Origin of the sequence: Streptomyces sp. LUP47B (assembly GCF_001746295.1) — a bacterium.
Taxonomy (GTDB): Bacteria; Actinomycetota; Actinomycetes; order Streptomycetales; family Streptomycetaceae; genus Streptomyces.
Genome location: NZ_MJAH01000003.1, coordinates 608,113 through 628,794 on the forward strand (window position 1 = coordinate 608,113; position 20,682 = coordinate 628,794).

18 protein-coding genes and 1 pseudogene are annotated in these 20,682 nt (G+C 69.0%); 10 read left to right on the forward strand and 9 right to left on the reverse strand.

Annotated features, from left to right (window positions below; genetic code table 11):
• Positions 1-91: 91 nt before the first annotated feature.
• Complete coding sequence (locus BFN33_RS13270; protein ID WP_069760147.1) at positions 92-694, reverse strand: TetR/AcrR family transcriptional regulator; 603 nt, start codon at positions 692-694, stop codon at positions 92-94.
• Positions 695-869: 175 nt separating this feature from the next.
• Here BFN33_RS13270 and BFN33_RS13275 point away from each other — a divergent pair, with 175 nt between their 5' ends.
• Entirely contained in the window at positions 870-1,583 is a 714-nt protein-coding gene (locus tag BFN33_RS13275; RefSeq protein ID WP_069760148.1) for an SDR family oxidoreductase, read from the forward strand.
• Positions 1,584-1,758: 175 nt separating this feature from the next.
• Here the strand turns inward: BFN33_RS13275 and BFN33_RS13280 are convergent, their stop codons facing one another.
• The 3 genes from BFN33_RS13280 to BFN33_RS13290 form a co-directional block, all read right to left on the reverse strand.
• Positions 1,759-2,589 (reverse strand): enoyl-CoA hydratase/isomerase family protein, encoded by an 831-nt coding sequence (locus tag BFN33_RS13280; protein ID WP_069760149.1) that lies wholly within the window; start codon positions 2,587-2,589, stop codon positions 1,759-1,761.
• 403 nt (positions 2,590-2,992) lie between these two features.
• Positions 2,993-3,400 carry a hypothetical protein gene (locus BFN33_RS53680; RefSeq protein ID WP_218108981.1) on the reverse strand — a complete coding sequence of 136 codons (408 nt, stop codon included), beginning with the start codon at positions 3,398-3,400 and terminating at the stop codon, positions 2,993-2,995.
• A gap of 47 nt (positions 3,401-3,447) precedes the next feature.
• Complete coding sequence (locus tag BFN33_RS13290) at positions 3,448-4,320, reverse strand: alpha/beta fold hydrolase (protein ID WP_069760150.1); 873 nt, start codon at positions 4,318-4,320, stop codon at positions 3,448-3,450.
• A gap of 448 nt (positions 4,321-4,768) precedes the next feature.
• On the opposite strand from BFN33_RS13290, the gene BFN33_RS13295 reads away from it, so the two are divergent.
• From BFN33_RS13295 to BFN33_RS13305, 3 genes and pseudogenes are all read left to right on the forward strand, one after another.
• On the forward strand, positions 4,769-5,392 hold the full coding sequence (locus BFN33_RS13295) for a TetR/AcrR family transcriptional regulator (RefSeq protein WP_069760151.1): 624 nt from the start codon (positions 4,769-4,771) through the stop codon (positions 5,390-5,392).
• Positions 5,393-5,955: 563 nt separating this feature from the next.
• Positions 5,956-8,118, forward strand: coding sequence for a SpoIIE family protein phosphatase (locus BFN33_RS13300; protein WP_069760152.1), 2,163 nt, complete (start codon positions 5,956-5,958; stop codon positions 8,116-8,118).
• A 192-nt stretch (positions 8,119-8,310) separates the two neighbouring features.
• A pseudogene (locus BFN33_RS13305) lies at positions 8,311-8,874 on the forward strand (sigma factor-like helix-turn-helix DNA-binding protein); the annotation flags it as partial.
• A gap of 395 nt (positions 8,875-9,269) precedes the next feature.
• Here BFN33_RS13305 and BFN33_RS13310 read toward each other — a convergent pair.
• Together BFN33_RS13310 and BFN33_RS13315 are read right to left on the reverse strand one after the other, a co-directional pair.
• Positions 9,270-9,521: a hypothetical protein gene (locus tag BFN33_RS13310; RefSeq protein ID WP_069760153.1), complete on the reverse strand. Its 252-nt coding sequence runs from the start codon at positions 9,519-9,521 to the stop codon at positions 9,270-9,272.
• Between the two features lie 516 nt (positions 9,522-10,037).
• Positions 10,038-10,553 (reverse strand): VOC family protein, encoded by a 516-nt coding sequence (locus BFN33_RS13315; protein WP_256122741.1) that lies wholly within the window; start codon positions 10,551-10,553, stop codon positions 10,038-10,040.
• Positions 10,554-10,993: 440 nt separating this feature from the next.
• Here BFN33_RS13315 and BFN33_RS13320 point away from each other — a divergent pair, with 440 nt between their 5' ends.
• Complete coding sequence (locus tag BFN33_RS13320; protein WP_069760155.1) at positions 10,994-11,209, forward strand: hypothetical protein; 216 nt, start codon at positions 10,994-10,996, stop codon at positions 11,207-11,209.
• Between the two features lie 505 nt (positions 11,210-11,714).
• Positions 11,715-12,281 carry a dihydrofolate reductase family protein gene (locus BFN33_RS13325; protein ID WP_069760156.1) on the forward strand — a complete coding sequence of 189 codons (567 nt, stop codon included), beginning with the start codon at positions 11,715-11,717 and terminating at the stop codon, positions 12,279-12,281.
• A gap of 111 nt (positions 12,282-12,392) precedes the next feature.
• Here the strand turns inward: BFN33_RS13325 and BFN33_RS13330 are convergent, their stop codons facing one another.
• From BFN33_RS13330 to BFN33_RS13340, 3 genes are all read right to left on the reverse strand, one after another.
• The gene (locus BFN33_RS13330; RefSeq protein ID WP_079140819.1) at positions 12,393-13,679 is read right to left on the reverse strand and encodes an FAD-dependent monooxygenase; all 1,287 of its coding nucleotides are present in this window, start codon (positions 13,677-13,679) and stop codon (positions 12,393-12,395) included.
• Positions 13,680-14,016: 337 nt separating this feature from the next.
• Positions 14,017-15,222, reverse strand: coding sequence for an MFS transporter (locus tag BFN33_RS13335; protein WP_069760157.1), 1,206 nt, complete (start codon positions 15,220-15,222; stop codon positions 14,017-14,019).
• A gap of 147 nt (positions 15,223-15,369) precedes the next feature.
• Positions 15,370-16,329: a LysR family transcriptional regulator gene (locus tag BFN33_RS13340; RefSeq protein ID WP_069760158.1), complete on the reverse strand. Its 960-nt coding sequence runs from the start codon at positions 16,327-16,329 to the stop codon at positions 15,370-15,372.
• Between the two features lie 129 nt (positions 16,330-16,458).
• On the opposite strand from BFN33_RS13340, the gene BFN33_RS13345 reads away from it, so the two are divergent.
• From BFN33_RS13345 to BFN33_RS13360, 4 genes are all read left to right on the forward strand, one after another.
• Positions 16,459-17,454, forward strand: a complete 996-nt coding sequence (locus BFN33_RS13345) for a fumarylacetoacetate hydrolase family protein (protein ID WP_069760159.1) — start codon at positions 16,459-16,461, stop codon at positions 17,452-17,454.
• Complete coding sequence (locus BFN33_RS13350) at positions 17,451-18,407, forward strand: cyclase family protein (protein WP_069760160.1); 957 nt, start codon at positions 17,451-17,453, stop codon at positions 18,405-18,407. Before BFN33_RS13345 ends, BFN33_RS13350 begins: the two co-directional genes overlap by 4 nt.
• Positions 18,408-18,499: 92 nt before the next feature.
• Positions 18,500-19,630, forward strand: coding sequence for an FAD-dependent oxidoreductase (locus BFN33_RS13355; RefSeq protein ID WP_069760161.1), 1,131 nt, complete (start codon positions 18,500-18,502; stop codon positions 19,628-19,630).
• Positions 19,627-20,676 carry an amidohydrolase family protein gene (locus tag BFN33_RS13360; protein WP_069760162.1) on the forward strand — a complete coding sequence of 350 codons (1,050 nt, stop codon included), beginning with the start codon at positions 19,627-19,629 and terminating at the stop codon, positions 20,674-20,676. The genes BFN33_RS13355 and BFN33_RS13360 overlap by 4 nt, the downstream gene beginning before the upstream one ends.
• Positions 20,677-20,682 lie beyond the last annotated feature (6 nt).

Consider the following 20,682-nt stretch of genomic DNA (forward strand, 5'->3'; position numbering starts at 1 on the left):
CGCCCCGCCGCAGCCCCAGAGGGCGGTCTTGGAGGGCTTGCAGGTGCAAGACGTCCTGGGATGCGTCCGCTTGCAGAACGTGCGGCGCGCTTCAGCGAGGCAGCAGGACGCTGACCTGCCGTCGAATGTCCTGCACGAGCTCTTCGACGCTCAAGGTGATGTTCACGCTCGCCGCCATGCTGAGGAACATCACGGCGGACACGATGTGCGCCAGCGTCGCGGCATCGCCCTCTGTGACCCGCTCGTCTCGGCGCAGCACGGCGGCGATGGCCTCCTCGGCCTGCGCGGCGATGGCGAGTGCTTCGCCGTGCCGGGGCTCCTCGGGGTCGCCGAAGACCGCCTCTCGCATGTAGGTGCGTCCGTTGTCGATCTGGGTGCGGTTGCACTCCACGATCGGCCGGACGATCGCCAGTACCGCGTCGAGCACGCCCGGGGTGGTCTCGGCTTCCGCCCGGCCCCGGGCGAGTGATTCGGCGTACTTGACGTTCTGCACGAGCAGGAGAAGTTCGCCCTTGGTCTTGGCATACAGGAACAGTGTCCCGGTGCCGATGTCGGCCTTGTCGGCGATCTGCTGGGTCGTGACCTCGTCCACGCCGCGTTCGGCGAACAGCTCGCTCGCGGCGGCAATGATGCGCTCGAGTTTGTCCCGCTTGTTCCGCTCGCGCCGTCCGGTCGGCTGGGAGGCGAGAGACATGGCGGTGCCCTCCGGGAATAGATTCTGACTAGACTCAGTTGTGAACGTAGTCATTAACGTGTCGGCTCGAAAGTGTCTTCGCTCATGCTCCCACAGCCGGGAGCGGAGCCATTGCTCTCTCCGTGCGGAGCGATGGCGCCGACCGCGCGCTTCGTACCCCTTGAAAGGAACGCCCATGCCCTCCCTCAACGGAGCAGTCGTCTTGGTCACCGGAGCGAACGGCGGCCTCGGAACCCACTTCGTCCACGACGCCCTGGCTCGCGGAGCCACCAAGGTCTACGCCACCGCCCGTTCCCCCCGGACCTGGGACGATGAGCGCATCGTCCCCCTCACGCTCGATGTCACCGATCCCGCGTCGATCGACGCGGCTGTCGCCGCCGCGCCGGACGTCACCATGCTCATCAACAACGCGGGCGCGGTCCCGCCGAGCGCGAGCCTGTTCGACGTCAGCGAGGCAGACATCCGGGGGAACATGGAGACGAACTTCTTCGGCCCCGTCTTCCTCGCCCGCGCCTTCGCACCGATCCTCGCCGCCAAGCCGGATTCGCTCCTCGTCGACGTGCACTCCGTTGCCAGCTGGTACGCCTTCGGCGGCGTCTACAGCGCGTCCAAGGCCGCACTGTGGTCGGCCACCAACTCTTTGCGCATCGAGCTCGCGCCCAAGGGCGTCCACGTGACGGGGGTGCACATGGGTTATGTCGACACCCCTATGGCCGAGCACGCCGAAGGCCCCAAGTTGCTGCCGGGAGAGCTGGTGACCACGGTCTACGACGCCGTCGAGGCCGGCGCGTACGAGGTCCTGGCCGACGAGTTGACCGTGCAGGTGAAGTCGGCCCTGAGCGGCCCGGTCGAGGCGCTCTACCCGGACCTGCAGAGCACGAACGCCTGAGTTTGTTCTGCGGCCCCGACATGGTCCTTTCACGTCGGTCCATGGCGTTCGAGCGGCTGGCCGGCGTCGAGGAGGTGTGCGCCGCCACGATCGTCGGGTCGCCGCGATGGTGGCCCCCCGACAGACGAGCACCGCCGCAGCATCTGCTGCGTCGGTGCTCGCTTCGTGATGGGGGTCAGAGTTGCTGGTTGGCAAGGCCGATGTAGTGCCCGAGGCGGTACTCGAAGTCGATGCCCGCCTGCTCGACGAAGGCCTGCGTGCCGACGGCGCGGACGAGGAACCCGGGGAGGGCGAGGGAGTGGGCGAACTCGCCGTAGGCGGCGACCAGATCCTCGTCCGGGGGCAGGGATGCCCGGTTGATCTGGGCTTTGGCCGAGGCGAGTGAGGTGCGGTCGAAGGAGGCGAGCCGGCCGACGATCGTGTCGACGAAGCCGTCGAGTTCGCTGTCGGGGAGGGCACGGGTGATCCAGCCCCAGCGTTCGGCGGTGTCGGCGTCGTAGTCGTCGCTGGTGAGGATGGCTTCGAGGGCGCGGTCGCGCCCGATGGCCCGGGGGAGGCGTTCGGTGCCGCCACCGCCGGGGAGCAGTCCGCTGCCGACCTCCGGCTGCCCGAAGATCGCCTTCTCCCGGCTGGCGTACCGCAGATCGAGGGCCAGGGCGAGCTCGTTCCCGCCGCCGCGGGTGCGCCCACGGATGGCCGCGATGGTTATGTAGGGCGCTTTGGAGAGTGCCAGGACCAGGTTCGTCCAGGCCGGCACCTCGTTCTCGTCCTCGGGGGCGGGGAAGTCGGCGGCGGCGGCCAGGTCGAAGTGGTTGTAGAAGAAGTCGGGGGTGGCGCTGTCGAACACCACGACCTGGATGTCCGGGTCGGTGGCCAGCTTCTCGACGATCTCGGTGAGGCGCAGGACGGTCTCGCCGACGATGAGGTTGACGGGCGGGTTGGCGAAGGTGATCTTCGCGACCTGGGGTGAGCTGCGCTCGTAGTGGATGGTGCTCTGCTCGCTCATGGTCTGGCTCCAGATGTGTGATGGGTGTCGACGGCCGAAGGGGCGTCAGGGGGAGGGAGGCTTGGGGGATGGGGAGGCATGGGGGATTGCCGAGCAGGTCCGGCGGCTCTGCTGCCGGCCGTTGTCGCTCACTCCTGGTAGTGCGGGACGATGTCGCCGTTCTTGACGTAGGTGAGGGCGGCGGCGACGTCGTAGGCGTGGATCGCGGAGACCAGAGGTGCCGGCCGGCTGGACTGGTCCTGGATCACGTGGCCGGTGAAGAAGGCGTCCCGTGCCGCGGTGTCGGGGGAACTCGAGGGTGAGCGAGGCGTGGAAGCGCTGGTCGTGGGGTTGTCGTGGGCGACGTTCGGGGTGTCCTACAGCTTTTGGATCCAGGGCAGGAGCGTCTGTGTACGCAGTTCCTTCAGCACTCCGGTGCCGGCGACTGCGCGGGCGAGCTGCTTCTTGACGAACTTCCGGGACACACCCGCGCCGACCCGTCCTTGCGGCGCAGACAGACGAGGACGAGGGCACCGACCTTCTCGCCCGGGCCTGCGACGTCGTACCAGCGGGACGAGTTCGGCGGGCCGCCGTAGAGCAGGGTGCGACGGAACACGTTGATCTCGTCCGCGTAGGCACCCGAGTTGTGCTCGGCGAGGTGGATCTGGCGGTACTCCTCCAGGCCCGGGCTGGCGGAGATGATCCCCGAGTGCGGGCCTTTCCAGTGGTCCATGCCGGTCTGGCGGGGCGGGTCGGTGCGCATCCACAACAGGATCGAGCAGGTGAGGTGCTTCTTGACAGCCAGTTGCACGGCGCTTGCTGGCATGCTCATGGTGTTGCCCTCCTCTCCCTGGCCGACTCTTCCCCCCCAGACGGTGGTCATCGGGCGAGGAACTCGACCGCGAACGGGGCGAACTCGTCGTAGTACTGGAAGATGCCGCCGTGACCGGAGTCGGGGTAGATGATCAGCTCGCTGCCCTTGATGCGCCGGTGCAGGTCCTCGGAGAGGACCGAGGGGACCATGCGGTCGTTGTCGCCGTTGGCGATCAGCGTCGGGTGGGTGATCTTCGACAGGTCGTCCGGGGTGGAGCGCCCCCACTTCGTGATCGCCTTCAGCTGCGTCTGGAACGCCTTGAACTTGATCTTCGCGTCGCGGTCGACGGTGCGCTCCTTGAGCCGGTTGACGAACGCGCGAGCGGCGGCCTTGCCGGTGGAGTTGCGGTTGAAGAAGAGGAACTCCTTGGGGTCCGACCGGGTCAGGGTGGCTCGCAGCGTGTCCCAGTACGTGGTGGCGACAACCTTGTCGATGTCCTTGCCGCCCTTGGGCCCGGTGCCGGTGAGGACAAGCTTGCGGATGAGCTCGGGGTGCTTCACCACCAGCGCCTGGGCGACCATGCCGCCGAGGGAGAACGAGAAGACGTCGACCTTGTCGAACCCGAGCGCCTTGATGAAGGTGTAGGCATCGTCGGCCATGGCCTCGACACTGTCCGGCACCTGGCCTGTCGACGCCCCGACACCGCGGTTGTCGAAGGCGATGACGTGACGGCCCTTGGCGATGGGGTCGATGATGCGCGGGTCCCAGTTGTCCAGGGTCGCGGCGAGGTGGACGAAGAAGACGACGGGAATGCCGCCCTTGGGTCCCAGCTCGCGGTAGGCGTAGGTGACGCCGCCGGCGGTGATGGTGCGGGCCGGGGCTTTCGCGTAGGAGGTGATGACGGATTCGTTCGGGGTGCCAGTGCCGTTGGTGCTCATGAGGGTTTTCCTTGCTCGTTTGGTGTCGGGGGGCCGGGCCGCCCGTCGCGGTCGGGGGGGTGGATGTCGGGGGTGATCAATGGCCTCGCCTCGGGATGCCGCCCTTGGACACGACTGCAGCCCGTGCCCGTCTGGTCCGAAACCGGGCACCGTTCCCACGGCCGACCGGACCACCTCTTGGTCGACGAGCGCGATGATCTGGCGAGACCGGTGGTCGGCGGTGTGCATGAACAGGAACTCGTACGTCACGTCGAGCTGCTCCGCCCGCTTACGGATCTTGCCGCTGAGGCTTGCGACGGCCAGACGCGGCAGTCATGTCAGTTGTTCAGGTATGCCCGGGTGGGGCCCCGTCTGCGGAATGCCTTCCCCAGGTCTCTCTCCACTCGACCAAGCCGAGTATACTCAATTATGAGTGGATTCAGAATTCTGTCAAGGGAGGGGACGCTTCATGGGACGCGGTCAGATGCCGACAGGGCGCCGAGAACGGGCCAAGAAGGAAAAGATCGAGCGCATCATGACCGCAGCTCGCGAGCTGTTCGCCGAACACGGCGTCAACGGGGTCACGACGCAGCAGGTCGCCGAGCGTGCCGATGTCGCGATCGGCACCCTGTACCTGTACGCGTCCACGAAGGCGGAGCTGCTGATCATGGTGCAGAACGACAAGTTCGCCGACGCCATCGACGAGGGCCTCGCTGCCGCGAACGCCGCGTTGGGGCAGGCTCTGCCAGAGCCGGTCGTAGCTCTCATACGGCCTGTGGTCGCCTGTATCAGGGAGCAGACCGAGAATGGCCGCACGTACTTGCACGAGCTGGTCTTCGGCGATCCGGATGAGCCCTACCGGCGGGCGGGTCTCGCTCTTTCGGCCCGCCTTGAGGACGCCGTGACCGGCCTGCTCACTCGCGGCGAGTCCATCGACGCCGCCGACGCGGCGACGCTGGCGCGCGTGGTCACCGCGATCATCCACATCAGCACGACTGCCACCGTGTACCTGCATCGCAGCGACGACGCTGTCCTCGCCGACATTCGCGACCAGATTGACGCCGCTCTGACAGCCCGTCATCGCGCCGCATGACCAACGCGTTCCACGAGCGAACCATCGAACATCAGGCGTCTGGCAGGCTTTTCGCCCCACACCAACATGAGCAGGAGTCGGCGGACACCTGCTGCCAGTTACTTTGCCCTGCGCCGCCGTCACAGGCCCAGATACTGCGGATGTCCCGCGCGCCCTCCAACGGTCACAGTGGCTCGGCCTGTTCGCGTCCTGCGGGTCGGCGATCACGGTTCTCCCGCGATCTTGCGATCCATACGGGAGCGTGCCACCGCGCGTGCAGGACGACCCTGCGAGCTTCGTCCGCAACCCCCGCGCGTACGCCGCCCGGATCCGCGTATGCCTGCGGCGACCTGGGCTTAGCTCGGGGGCGAGCGCATCGGCGCCGTCGCCTCTCTCGTGGACGTCACGGCCGCGGCCGTCCCGCCCAAAAACCCGCTCGGGAAAGTTCCTGCGCAAGACCATGCGCGGCATCGCCGACGGCCGCGGTAAACGGACGACGCGTCCCTGGCCGACGGCGTGCGAGCGCATTCCAGCTGGCTCTGGCCGACACGGCCCGTCGCCCAGGCCAGGCGTACCTTTTGAGTATGGGAACCGACACCCATGCCTTCCTCAGCGATCTCGCTCGGGGCCTCGCACCCCGAGCGGATCAATTGGTCGACGCCCTCCTGCGCCATCTGATCGACGAGCTCCCCGAGGTGTGGAAGTACGAGGACATCGCCTCCGTGGCGCCGCTGGCGTTGTCCGAAAACATCGGGGTCGTTCTGGACTTCCTCGAGCGCGACCTCGACATCAGCGAGGTCAGGACGCCCCCCGCCGCCATCGAGTTCGCCTGCCGACTCGCCGAGCACGGGGTGCCGATCAGCGAACTCCTTCGCATCTATCGGCTCGTCCACGCAGACATGCTTGATCAGCTCTATGCGGAAACGGCCCGTGTCGCCGGGTCCCAGGAGCTGATCAACGCGACGACTCTCACCCTGAGCGCGATGGCCTTCGAGTACGTCGATCGCACGGCGGAACACGCTGTCGCCGCCTACCAGAGGGAACGCGACCGCTGGCTGCAGCGGCGCCTGATCACGATCAACGAGGCCGGGGCACGGATCGGTACCACCCTGGACACCACCCGCACCGCGCAGGAACTGGCGGATGTCGGTGCCGACCACCTCGCCGACCACGTCACCGTCGACCTCCTGTCCTCCGCCCTCCAGGAGGAGGGGACATACCCGCCGTCCAGTCCCGCGACGCTCCGCCGCATCGCCCAGGCCGTCTCGGACAGCTGCCCGGCCCCGGCGGTCGGCACAGGACAGACGCACACCTACCCGGAAGACTCGGAGCCGGCTCGCGTACTGGCCACCGGACAACCTTCCCGGCTCAGCATCACCGCCGACGACGTTCCCCCATGGCTGGCGATGTCGGCGGACCACGAGCTCGCGCTGCGCGCCCTGGGCCTGCGCGCGGTGCTCCTGGTCCCGCTGTGGGCCCGCGGAAGCCCGCTGGGACTCGCACAGTTCCTCCGCCGTCAAACGGCGGAGCCCTTCGACGACGACGAGTTGCTGCTGGCCCAGGAGATCGCTTCCAGAGCGGCGGTGAACATCGACAACGCCCGTCGCTACACCCAGGAGCGTTCCACCGCGCTCACCCTCCAACGCAGCCTGCTGCCACACCATGTGCCGGACGAGTCCGCGGTCGAGACGGCATCGCGCTACCTGCCCAGCGGATCGCGGGCGGGCGTGGGAGGGGACTGGTTCGACGTGATACCGCTCTCCGGCGCCCGCGTCGCACTCGTCGTGGGCGACGTGATCGGTCACGGCCTGCATGCCGCGGCCACCATGGGCCGGCTGCGGACGGCCGTGCGCACTCTGGCGGACATAGACCTGACCCCTGACGAGCTGCTGACCCACCTCGACGACGTGGTCATCCGCATGCAGCGCGAGGAGGAACGGGGCACGGACGAGATCAGCGCCACCTGTCTGTACGCGGTCTACGACCCCGTCTCCCGCACCTGTTCCCTGGCCAGCGCCGGACACCTTCCTCCCGCCGTGGTGACTCCACCGACCGCCGACGGCGCAGCCTCCGCACCCCGCGCGGTCGACTTCCCGCAACTGCCGATCGGCCCGCCTCTCGGCCTGGGCGGGCTCCCCTTCGAGACCGCCCAGTTCGAACTGCCACCGGGCAGTCGGCTGGTGTTGTACACCGACGGCCTCGTCAAGAGCCGCTCTCGTGACCTCGAGACGTCCCTCGCACTGCTGCACGACGTGCTCGTCCGGGCACCGGCGTCACTCGAGGAGACCTGCGACGAACTGCTCGCCGCGTTGCTGCCCAGCCGCCCCACGGACGACGTCGCCCTCCTCATGGCACGAACCGCGGCTCTCGACGCCGATCACGTCGCCACATGGGACCTTCCCAGCGACCCGGCGTTCGTCTCCGAGGCCCGCGACCACGTATCCGGCCAGCTGACCGCGTGGGGGCTGGAAGAAATGGCCTTCACCACCGAACTCGTGGTCAGCGAACTGGTGACGAACGCCATCCGCTACGGCAAGAGCCCCATCCAGTTGCGGATGATCCTTCAATCCGCTCTGACCTGCGAAGTCTCCGACGCCAGCAGCACTGCCCCACACCTGCGTCGCGCCCGGGTCTTCGACGAGGGCGGCCGCGGTCTGCTCCTCGTCGCCCAGCTCACCGAGCACTGGGGCACAAGGCACAACCGCGAAGGCAAGGTCATCTGGGCGGAGCAGCTGACTCCGGCCTAAATTGCCCAAGAGCTGTCCGCTCTGACGTGAGGGGTGCGAAACGGAGGACGTCGGCGGCGACGGCCCCAGCAATGCCGCTGCCCCGAACCGAATGGAACTCGGACCGGGGTCGCCGGTCGCCCCTCCTCCCGTCCGGGCCGACCACCCGTTCCTGAGCCAAGCCGGGTTCGAGGCGCTGCCGGGTCTGTGTGCGTCTCCATCGCGATGCTGACCGTGCTGGAAACGCTCGGCCCCACTGAGCGGGCCGTGTTCGTGCTCCGCGAGGTCTTCGACATTCCGTACGAGGAGGTCGCCGAGGCCGTGGGCAAGACCCCCGCTGCGGTTCGCCAGATCGCCCGGCGGGCCCGGAGCCACATCGCCGCTCGGCAGTCACGCGTCAGCGTGAGCCGGTCGGAACACAAGGCCGTGGTGGCCCGGTTCGTCACCGCGCTGCACACCGGGCGCATCCAGGACCTGATGGAGATCATGGCGCCGGACGTGGTCTTCATCGCTGACGGCGGCGGGCTGTCCGGCGCCGCACTGGCCCCCGTCCACGGGGCCGGTCTGGTGGCGACAATGCTCGCCGGCACCGACCGGGCCGCCTCCAAGACCACGACAGTGTGGCTCAACGGCGCCCCGGCCATCCGGATCGAATCCGACAGGGGGCGGGCCGCGGTCAGCATCGTGGTCGAGAACGGGCGCATCACCCGGATCTACGCGACCTCCAATCCGCAGAAGCTGACGCGACTCGACAAACCGGCCGACCTCACCAGGTAGAGCGCGGCGTGGGTGTTCCGGGCATGAGCTGCCCTTGGGACGTCGGGTCTACTTGAGCAGGAAACCGTGCGGGGACGACAGCATGCTCGGAAGGTCGTGTCCGTCTCGGTCGCCTTCATCCTCCGGCTGCTGACCCGACGCCACCACAGGCGTTCGACGATGTCGCCGGCCGGGAGCGGCAGGGAAGCGGCGCCGTCGGGCACGACGCCTCCGGAAGCGGGTTCCGCCGGTCCAAGTGCCTGCCGGGGCCGACGGGCAGAAGGCCCCGGACCGACCGTGGTCCGGGGCCTCTGGCCTCACCTCGAGATGAACGCAAGCGGCCACTGACGGCCGGGCGGGTGCAGGGGTTCCGCGCCCGGGCGGCGGAAGCCGGTTCAGTGGGTCATGGAGTGTCTTTACCAGCCGTGCCCGCAGTCCGAACCGATGTCGGTGCTCTGTGCACCCGGGCTGCCCTCGCCGTTGATCAGGTTGCCGGCGAGGCCGCCGAGGAGGTTCACTTCGCCGAGGATGTCGATGTTGAGGTCGTGGGACTTGCACCCGCCGCCATGCGAGCCTCCCGCAGCCTGGGCGGTGGCAGGGCCGACGCCCATGAAGCTGAATCCACTGATGATGGCGACCGCGACAGCGGCCTTGTGAAGCTTGCGCATTTGTCCTCCTGGAGTCGAATGGAGCGCGCCGTCAAAGATCACCAAGCGCTCATTTCGGAGGCTAGATCGACATTTCCCACGGCGCTCACCGGGGGAGCCGTCCGGGGGCTCTGGGGCGCGCAGACAGAAGGACCGGCTCGGGAGGGGTTCCCGACGGGCTGGCCGGCCCGTCATCGTGATCGGGGGTGGGACCGCCGCCGAAGGGTGCTCGAGTTCGAGCGAACAGGTGTGAGCGCGCGGATGCTACCGGCCGTGGCGGGGCATGTCCTGTCGCGTGAGCAGCCGGGCGTACTGGGGTAGCAGTGACAACCTGCAACCGAAGCTGATCTGTTGCGGCGCCTTGACCTGCGGCGACTCAAGTCCGACGACACAACATCCCAGCGTCGCGCACTGGTCGCAGCGTTACCAACCGCTGCGATCGTGATGTGCGTTGCGGACGGCCCCGCTGAGGTGGCGAAGCTGCCGATGCGCCATGGCCGGCGCGAGATGCGTCAGGCTGGGCTGGGCGCCGTGAGGTCACAGGCTGTGGGCGATGGGGTGCAGCGGTTGATACAGCGGGAGTTCGGCGCCGCTGGGGAGGCGAACCGCAGTCAGTTTGCCCCAACGCTGCTCACTGACCGGGCGGGTGATCTCGATCCCCTGTGCGCGGAGCTCGCCGAGCTGGGCGTCAAGATCGTCACACATCAAGTAGAACTCGTGCTGCGGCGGGCCGTCGGTTGGATGGACGGCCACCTCGGCTGGGGGCAGCTTGAAGATGAGCCAGCCGCCACCCGCGTCGACGCCGGGAAAGCCGAGAACGTTACTGAGAAAGGCGCGATCCGCCTCGGCGTCGTGGCTGTAGAGGATGACGTGTGCACCGCTGATCATGGCTGGCTCCTGCCCCGTCGACGTGCTGGCGCTCGTGCCCTTCGGCATCTTGGCACGCTCAGGTCCCAGAAAACCTTGGACCGCATCCGATGACACGCCGACTGACTTGCACAACAGCGGAAAGGACTTGGTGCTTGAACCGGCTTGGGGGAGCTGAGATTGCATGGCCCAATGGTCGGCCACGACTCGGAGTCAGGCTGGTCGGAGCGCTCACCCTGGGTGCTCACGAAGTGCCCAGTCGCGGTCGGGGGGTCGTACTTGGTGACGCGGTACGCGTAGGGCAGCACGGCCTCATCCTTGCGCACAGGCCCGATGCCGGGCCGAGGAAATACCAGGGGGAGCTGAGACCGCGAGGATGAGGGACACGCTGTGAGGCACGCCCGAAACTTCGTGGTCAGGGCAGCGCTCCGTGCCACGAGTCGCGAGATCCTACACGTCAGGTTGCGGCACGCAACGACGACACCCTTGACGACTTCCTCCGGCCGGAGTGCGTGAAGAACGCTCCAAGACAGCCGCCTGCGCAGCTGAACACCTACACCGAGGAGCGTCCCCCAACTGGCGCACCCCACCGCGCAGCCCAACCGCGCCGACGGCACGCTGGCTCTATGGCGTCTGATCAGCCCGTCGTCGTATACCCGCCCACTGAAGACGGAGGCCGACGCGTCCGGATAGGCGACCACTTCGTCGGGATCGCCTACGGGCTCCTCGACATCGCCGCTTTCGTCCAAGAAGCCGGCTTGCAGGACTGGGACGAGATGGACGTCGCCCGATCTGGGCTCATCGAATGGCGCGGTGGCGGGGCCGACGTCTGGGAACACTGACCGGCCTGTCAGCTGTCCGCGCAGCTGGAGCAGTTCCACTGCACCGTCGAAGAGATGGGGCACCCGCAAGACGCTCCTGGAGAGCAAGGCGGTGTTATGTCTGGCGGAGCGCGGCATCCGGTCGAGACCGAGTAGGGGATTGTTCGCCGAGCTGCGGCCGTGGTCGTCCGGCGGCCTCCCGACCACCCCGCCTACGACTGGGTTTCCGACGTGACCCCCCGTACCTGGGGTCCGGGGCGACCGAGCTCGACGCCCCCCGGCAGGTAGCGCTCACCTGGCTCCTCAGCCACACTCACGGCCTTGTCACCCATGATCGGCCTCAAGTCCGCCGCATTCCTCGCGAGGTGAGGGCGAGGGCGAGATCAGGCGGCTTGCCCGCGTCGGCCGAGTGCACCACGCTGAGCCCCGAGCATGAGTACTAGCGGCGAGCCCAGATCGTGCACCGATGAGTTTCTCGCGCCGCGCTGGTCTGTACGCCGGACACCCACGGACGGAAGGCTGGGCCATGCGGAAACTGATCTATGGCATGAATCTGACCCTGGACGGCTACATCGCCGCGCCCGGGGACGACATCGGCTGGAGCGGACCGCCGAGCCACGAGCTGTTCCAGTGGTGGCTCGACCACGAGCAGGCGAGTGGCCTGTCGCTGTACGGGCGCAAGCTGTGGGAGGCGATGAGCTCCTACTGGCCGACCGGTGACCAGCAGCCGGGCGTCACCCCGGCGCAGATCGAGTTCGCACGGAACTGGCGGGACACGCCGAAGGTGGTGTTCTCCTCGACGATCGACAAGGTCGACTGGAACACCCGCCTGGTCACCGGCGACGCGATCGCCGAGATCACCCGGCTCAAGGCCGAGGACGGCGACCCCATGAACATCGGCGGCGCAACCCTCGCCGGGGCGGCCATGCGCGCCGGGCTGATCGACGAGTACGTCATCGCCTCCCATCCGGTCCTGGTGGGCGGCGGCACGCCGTTCTTCACCGCGCTGGACAGCTGGGTGAACCTGAATTTGGTGGAGACGCGGACGTGCCCCGGCGGCGTGGTCCTGACCAGGTACGAGACAAGGCGCTGAGCAGCAGCTGTCCGTTCTCATCCATCGGGTCAGGGAGCCATACCGGCGATCTGCGCCGAATCAGAATGTGGCCTGCCGAAGCGTGGTCCCTCTCGACACGTTCTGTGACACCTACGGCTTGGCCGACGAGGTGATCGGCGATCCGGCCGGGGCTGCGGAGTCCGGCACCGCGTAGTCGGGCAGCTCGACGCCGTTGATCGCGCGCCCGACCAGCTCGGTGAACCATTCGCCGGCGAAATCGGGGCGCGGCTCGGCGTCTGGCCCGGGGACGTCGCGGGTGCGGGCGTTCAACCGGCCGATCTCCTGGTTGGCCTCGACGAACGAGCGCATCCGCGCCTCGTAGCGAGCGAACCCGGCGTCGTGGTCCCATCCGGCAGCGGCCAGTTCTCCGGCCAGCACGTAGGCGCCGACCAGGGCCAGCCCCGTGCCCTGCCCGGACATCGGCGACGAGCTGAACGCCGCGTCCCCGAGCAACCCAACCCGTCCACTCGACCAGCCGTCCATCACCACCTGGGCGACCTGGTCGAGGTAGAAGTCCGGAGTGTCGTCCAGGTGGGCGAGGATGTCCGAGGTCAACCAGCCCAGGCCCGCCAACCGCTCCCGCAGTTGGACCTTCTGGGCCGCGACGTCACGGTGGTCGACGTTGAAGTCAGCGGAGGCGAAGTAGAACATGGCCATCGCCCGGGTGGCGTCCTGGATGGGCCGCAGGAGGGCGGAGCGCCCGGACTCCTGATCCTGGTACTCCAGCAGCCAGCGGTCCAGTCCGAACTCGTTGGGCACACTGTAGAAGGCCAGCACCTGCCCGAGGTGGCGGAGGTACCGCTCATGCGGCCCGAAGACCATCGCTCGCAGCTCCGAGTGCAGCCCGTCCGCCCCGACCACCAAGTCGAAGCGCCGCCGGTTGCCGCCCGCGAAGACCACGTCGACCCCGTCCGCGTCCTGGGCGAGCTGGGCGATACGGTCGCCGAAGATGTACTCGACGCCGTCGCGGGTGTCGTCGTAGAGCACCTGGGACAGGTCCCCGCGCAGGATCTCGATGTCCGCGATGAATCCGTCGCCACCGTGGTCATCGGCACGGAAGGTCTCCAGCACCTGCCCGTCCGAATCCACGGTGTGCGCGCCGGCGGTGTCGGTGCACGCCGCGCGCACTGCCGCGTCCAGCCCCATGCGCCCGATGACCTCCTTGGCGATCCCGCGCGCGTCCACCGCCTGCCCGCCCGGACGCAGCTCGGGAGCCCGCTCGACCACGGTCACCTCAGCCCCCCACCGGCGCAGCCAGTGGGCCAGCGCGGGTCCCGCGATGCTCGCCCCCGCCACCAACACCCTGGGACCGCTCACCCGCGCCCCCTGCGCGCCCGTCCGGATCGCGTGCCCCTGGTCGGAGTCGTCGACGCTCATCACAGCCTCCATCTGTTTCCTCCCGCGCTGGAACGTTCCCAGCACAGGCCCACCGCTGTCGGTGTTCCAGCCGTATCGACCACGGATCCGCACAAAACTCATCGGTCACGGCAGACGTTGATGAGAAACGCCACGTCAACTCAATCGGTAGGGTCCGCCGGGACTGTCGCGAACAGCTGTACCGGGCCATGGCCTTCAGGTTCCCGAAGGCGGATGTCATCGAGGACATGTCGTGGAATCCGGGTGCGTTGTGATGCCGTGACGGGGGGCCTGTCTCGTTGTGGGGTGGGGCCTGAGCGGCGTGCGCCCGCCGGATCCCTCGGGGGCGGAACAACGCCTACCGGCGACGGCCGAGCAATAGCCCGCCGGCGACCAGGGCCGAGGCGAGACCGAGGATGCCGACGGCGTGGGCCATGCTGCCGGCGGCCGATTCCAGGCCGATCACGATGAGCGGGCAGATGAACTCGCCCGCGAAGAAGGCGGCCGTCCACAGACCGGTGCCGCGGCCCCGGTCGGCGTAGCTGAGCTTGGACATCGCGATGGTCAGCAGCGAGGGCAACAGCATCCCGGTGCCGAGGCAGTTGAGCACCGCGCCGACGATCACGATCACCGGGCTGTTCGCCAGAGCGATCACCACGAAACCGGTCGCGCACAGGGCGAAGATCAGGGGCAGCCTGCGGTCCGGGCTGCCGGACAGTCTGGTGAAGGTGATGGAACCGACCACGGTGGCGGCGCTGGCGACCGCGGTGGCCAGGCCGATGACGCCGGTGGACTTCACGCCCAGGTCGTCGAGCAGGTAGGACATCTCGACGGGCACCGTGTAGAAGACCATCGCGCCGAACACGGTGAGTGCGCAGATGCCCGCCAGCAGGCGCACGGGGAACGGCCGCTTCTCGCCCGCGGGTTCCGCGGTTTCCGCGGCGCCGGCAGGCCCGGGCCTGGACAGGGTGAGCGCCATGGCGGGGGCCAGCAGCAGGCCTACGGCGTAGATCCAGAAGGGTGCGCGCCAGCCCGCCGAGCCGAGGGCGCCGCCGATGACGAAGAACGCGGTGGCGGAGATGGAGGCGCACATGGTCTGCAGGGCCAGGTAGCGTTCGCGCGTCCGACCGCTGTAGTAGTCACCGATCAGCGTGGTGCAGCAGGTCATGATGGCCGCCTCGGCGATGCCGACCAGCACCCGGCTGATCACGATGGCGCCGAGCGAGTCCAGCCACAGCGGGGCGGTGCCGAGCAGTGCGTACAGGATCGTCGCCGCGACGAGCAGCCGTACCCGGCCGAGGCGGTCCACGATGACGCCCGCGAAGGGGGCGAGCAGCGCGAGCGCGAGGGCGGGGATGGTCAGGACGATCGGGACGAGGGTCTTCACTCCGGGCACGGTCGCGAAGTGGTCCTGCATCTTCGGCAGGACCGGCGCGAGCAGGACGGCGCCCAGCACCGGCAGACAGCTGCCCGCCATCAGGAGCACGGCGCGCAGCGGCCCCGCGTTCTCGGTATTCGGGCGCAGGCTGTCGGCGGGCGCGGGCGGGGACATGGGTCTGGACATGCCGAACTCCACGGATGGTGGCAGGGGTGCGGCGCAGAACCGCTGCCCTTGGGCCACGCAGCGGGGCACCGGCGCACCGGAGGGGACACGCCCTGGACAGCGGGCGTCGGGGACTGCCCCGACTATGAGCCAGGCCGTTCCCGGCGACTAGCCCTTACGTGATCGCACTGCCGGATCCTCGTCATCCGTGCCGCGGATGGGGTCTGCCCGCACCGCCGACGCCACGCGGGCGGCGGTCTCCCGCAGCCAGATGTGCGCGGCGTCGTGGGTGTGGACGGGGTGCCACCACAGCGCCTCCCGCAGCGGGACGGTCTCGTAGGGCGGCGTCATGATGCGTACCGGTGCGGTGCCGCGCAGGCGTTCGGCGAGGAGTGCCGGGACGAGGGCGATCCGGTGGGTGCCCGCGACCAGGAAGGGCAGCACAGTGAAGCTGTCGACGGAGACGCTCACCCGCGGTTCGATGCCGAGCATGCCGAGCTGGTGGACCGCAGGGGTGTCGTAGGCGCGCAGATAGGTCACCCACGGCAGGCGCGCCAGGTCGTCGCGGGAGAGACCGTCGCCCACCTCGGGGTTGTCCTCGGCGACGAGGAAGACCCAGCCGTCCTCGTACAGGTCGGTGACGGGGAAGTCGCTGATGATGCCGTGCGGCATGACCACGCCGTCCATGCTGCTCAGCACGGCACCGGCCACCTCGGTGATGCGGGGCGGGATCTGGACGAAGCGCACGCGGACACCGGGCGCCTCGCGGTCGAGGATCCGGGTGAGCTCGGCCCCGAAGACGGCCACCGAGTAGTCGCTGACGCCGAGGGTGAATTCGCGGGACTCCGTCGCCGGATCGAAGGCGGCCTGGCTGGTGAAGAGGCGTTCCAGCTGGTCGCAGACGGTGGAGGTGCGGTCGAGCAGTACTTGTCCGAGTGCCGTCAGTTCGTAGTGCCCTCCCACGCGGGCGAGCAGGTCGTCGTCGAAGTGCCGGCGCAGCCGGGCGAGCGCGCCGCTCATCGCGGGCTGGCTCAGACCGACCCGCCGGCCGGCCCTGGTGACGTTGCGCTCCTCGAGCAGGGCGCGCAGGGCGACGACCAGATTGAGATCAAGGCTTGCCAGGTTCACGGCGGCACTCCAGCGTGCGAGGGCGTCGACAGGATAAGTCCGACGGATGACTGTCATCCAGATAATCGATTTCCCTTATCCCAAGGGCTGCGGCCAGATTAGTCCCATCGCAATCAGGAGGACACGTTCGTGAAACCCGCAGCCACGTCCGTCCCTTTCGCCGGACCTTTTGCCCTCGGTACTCTCTCCGCCCCTGACGGGGTCCCGTTCCCCGCTCTCGTCACGCCGGACGGCCGCGCCCTCGACCTGCGCGCCGCCTTCGGCGAGCGGGAGCTGACCACCCGCACACTCCTCGAGAGCTGGGCCGAGGCCACGCCCCGCCTGTACGCCCTCGCCAGGGACGACAAGGCCGCCTGCCAGCCCCTCGGGGACTTGCGGGCGCACGCTCCGGTGGAGCCCCGGCAGGTCTTCCAGTCGGGTGCGAACTACCGGCAGCACGTGATCGACCTGGAGGTCGCCCACCGCGCCCCCGACGACCCCCGCACGGTCGAGGAGGCACGCGAGGAGATCGCCGCGGTCATGGACCGGCGGGCGGCCGAGGACCTGCCGTACGTGTTCATCGGGCTGCCCAGCGCGATCACCGGGCCGTACGACGACGTGCACCTTCCTGACTGGGCCGAAAAGCCGGACTGGGAACTGGAGTTGGCGGCCGTCATCGGCAAACCCGCCTACCGGGTGTCCACGGAAGAGGCGCTGGAGTACGTCGCCGGCTACACCATCGCCAACGACCTCACCGACCGGGCCACCGTCTTCCGCCGGGACATGCCCGCCATCGGCACCGACTGGCTGCGCAGCAAGAACGCCCCCGGTTTCACCCCCCTCGGCCCGTGGATCGTGCCCGCCGAGTCGATCGCCGACCCCGGCGATCTACGGGTCACGCTCAGACTCAACGGCGACACCATGCAGGACGAGTCCACCAAGGACATGCTCTTCGGAGTCGCCAGGCTGGTGTCGTACATCTCCCGGACTTCCCGACTCCTGCCCGGCGACCTCGTGTTGACCGGCAGCCCGGCCGGCAACGGCATCCACTGGGGGCGGCTGCTGCGCGACGGCGACGTCATGGACGGCTCCATCACCGGGCTGGGCGCCCAGCGCACCCGGTGTATCGGGGAGAAGGCCTCATGAACCGGTACGACCCCGAAGGCGCGATAGCCGAGGCCGCCAAGGCGTACTCCAACTGGGGCCGTTGGGGCGAGGACGACGTCCTCGGCACCCTCAACTTCCTCGACGAGGGCAAGCGCCGCGAGGGCGCCGCCCTCGTCCGGCGGGGCGTGAGCTTCTCGCTGTCGCAGCGGTTCGACATGGACGGCCCGCAGAAGGGCTGGCGACGCCGCACCAACCCGGTGCACACCATGCTCGACACCGGCACCGACGCCGCCCTCGGCAACCAGGGCTTCCCGCACGGCATCGGCGGCGCCGACGACGTGATCGCGATGCCGCTGCAGTGCTCGACCCAGTGGGACGGCCTGGGGCACATCTTCGACCACGGCAAGGCGTGGAACGGCCGGGCGGCCGAGAAGGTCGTCACCTCCGACGGCGACCTGGTCACCGGCATCGAGCACATGGCGCCGCACGTCGCCGGGCGCGGCGTGCTGCTGGACGTCGGCCAAGTCCACGGGCGGAACGGCGAGTTGCCCGACGCTTTCGCCGTCACCGAGGAACACCTCATCCGGACCGCCGCCGCCCACGGGGTGTGGGTCGGCCGCGGGGACATCGTCGTCGTACGCACAGGGCAGCTCACCAGGGTCCGCCGCGACGGCTGGGGCGACTACGCGGGCGGCGCGGCGCCCGGCCTGTCGTTCACCACGGCCGGCTGGCTGCACCGCACGGAGATCGCCGCCATCGCCACCGACACCTGGGGCTTCGAGGTCAGGCCCAACGAGTTCGAGCACGCCTTCCAGCCACTGCACCAGGTCGTCATCCCCAACATGGGCCTGCTGATCGGCGAGATGTGGGACCTCGACGCCCTCGCCGCGGACTGCGCGGCCGACGGCGTGTACGAGTTCTGGCTCACCGCCGCCCCCCTCCCGATCACCGGCGCCGTCGGCTCTCCCGTCAACCCGATCGCCGTCAAGTAGCCCTCGCCCAGCCCACACAGAGGAACACCCTCGCCCGGAGCAACCAGAGGAACACCCTCGCCCGGAGCAACTAGAGGAACAAAGGACTTCCCATGAGAACACCCCGCACCGTCCTGGTCGTCGGCGGCGGATCGGCCGGCAACGCCGCCACGATCCTGCTCCGCAGGGCCGGACTGACCGTCGACCTCATCGAGGCCAGGGAGGACTGGAACGCCACCGCGGGTTCCGGCATCACCGTCCAGGGCAACGCCCTGCGGGTCCTGCGTGAACTGGGCGTGTGGGAGCAGGTGCAGGCCTCCGGGTTCGGCTTCGGATCGCTCGGCATCACCGGCCCTGACGGCACCGTCCTGCACGTCGTGGAGGACATCCGCACCGGCGGTGACGACCTGCCCGCCACCGTCGGCATGCAGCGGCCGCAGTTGCAGTGCATCCTCATCGACGCCGTCCGGGCGAGCGGCGCCTCGGTGCGGCTCGGCACCCGAGCCGAGAGCTTCGACCAGGACGCCGACGGCGTGCGGGTGCGTTTCACCGACGGCAGCGAGAGCCGCTACGACCTGGTGATCGCCGCGGACGGCATGGGATCGAGCACACGAGACGCGATCGGCATCCCCGACCGTCCCGTGCCGACCGGTATGGCGATCTGGCGCATCGCCGCTCCCCGTCCCGAGGGCCTGGAGCGGACCGACCTCGCCTACGGCGGTCCCGCCTACATCGCCGGCTACTGCCCCACCAGTCAGGACACCATCTACGCCTACGCGGTCGAGGCCAACCGCGATCGCGCGTCCATACCCCCCGAGAGCTACGCCGACGAGATGCGCGGCCTCGTGCAGGGGTACGGCGGCCACTGGACCGAGATCGTCAAGCACATCGACGATCCGGCGAAGGTCAACTACACGTGGTACCACCGGCTCTTGGTGGAGGGCTCCTGGCATCGCGGACGGGTCGTGCTGATCGGTGACGCGGCCCACAGTTGCCCGCCCACCCTGGCTCAGGGCGCCGCGATGTCCCTGGAGGACGCGCTGGTTCTCGCCGAGCTGCTCACCGGCACGGACGACTGGGACGACCAGCTGTTCCAGACGTACTACGAGCGCCGCATCTCGCGGGTGCGCCCGGTGGTGGACGCCTCCATGCAGATCGGTCAGTGGCAGCTCGACGGAGTGCGTGACGCCGATGTGCCCGGCCTGGTCAACCGCATGTCGACCATGCTCAGGGACTTGCCGTGACCTCCCACCTGGCACCCGGCCACCAGCCCACGACGAGCACCGACCCGTACCCCTGGCCCACGGTCGATGTGCACGCCCACGTCCTGCTGCCCGCGATCGAGGCACTCGTGGACGGCTCGCCGGGCCTCGCCGAAGCGAGGGCACTCGACGCCCGCCGCAACGGACCGGCCGCGCTCGCCGTCAACGGGCCCATGGTGCGCGAGCGGATCCCCCGGCTCACCGACGCCGACGTGCGGCTGGCCGCGATGGACGCCCAGGGCGTCGATGTGCAGTTGGTCAGCCCGTCCCCGTCGCACTACCACCCCTGGACGGACGAGGCGACCGCCGACAAGGTGTGCCGGCTGGCCAACGAGGGCACGGCGGCGCACTGCTCGGCCGCACCGGACCGACTCAAAGGGCTTGGCCTGGTCCCGCTGCACCACCCCGACCTGGCCGTCGCGGCACTCGAACACGCCCTGGAACTTGGTCTGTTGGGTGTGGAGATCTCCAGCCACTCGCCGGACCGCGAGCTGTCCGACCCGGCCTACGAGCCCTTCTGGCGGCGGGCCGAGGAAACCGGCGCGGTGCTCTTCCTGCACCCGTTCGGCTGCACCCTCGACGAGCGGCTGGACCGGTGGTACCTGTCCAACACCGTCGGCCAGCCCACCGAGAACGCGGTCGCGCTGTCCCACCTGATCTTCTCCGGGGTCCTGGACCGCCATCCGGGACTGAAACTGATCGCGGCGCACGGCGGCGGCTACCTCCCCACCCACATCGGCCGCGCCGACCACGCCTGGTCCGTCCGCGCCGACGCGGGCACCGACTGCGCCCAGCTGCCCAGCAGTTACCTCAAGCGGCTCTACTTCGACTCCCTCGTCCACGACCCCCACGTCCTGCGCGCGCTCATCGCCGCCGCGGGCGCGGACCGGGTCCTGATCGGCTCCGACTTCCCCTTCGACATGGGCACCGAAGACCCCGTCGGGGCACTGCGCTCCGCCCACCTGCCCGAAGCCGACTTCCACGCCGTACGCGGGGGCAACGCGGCAGCGCTGCTGCGGCTCACCTGACCCCCA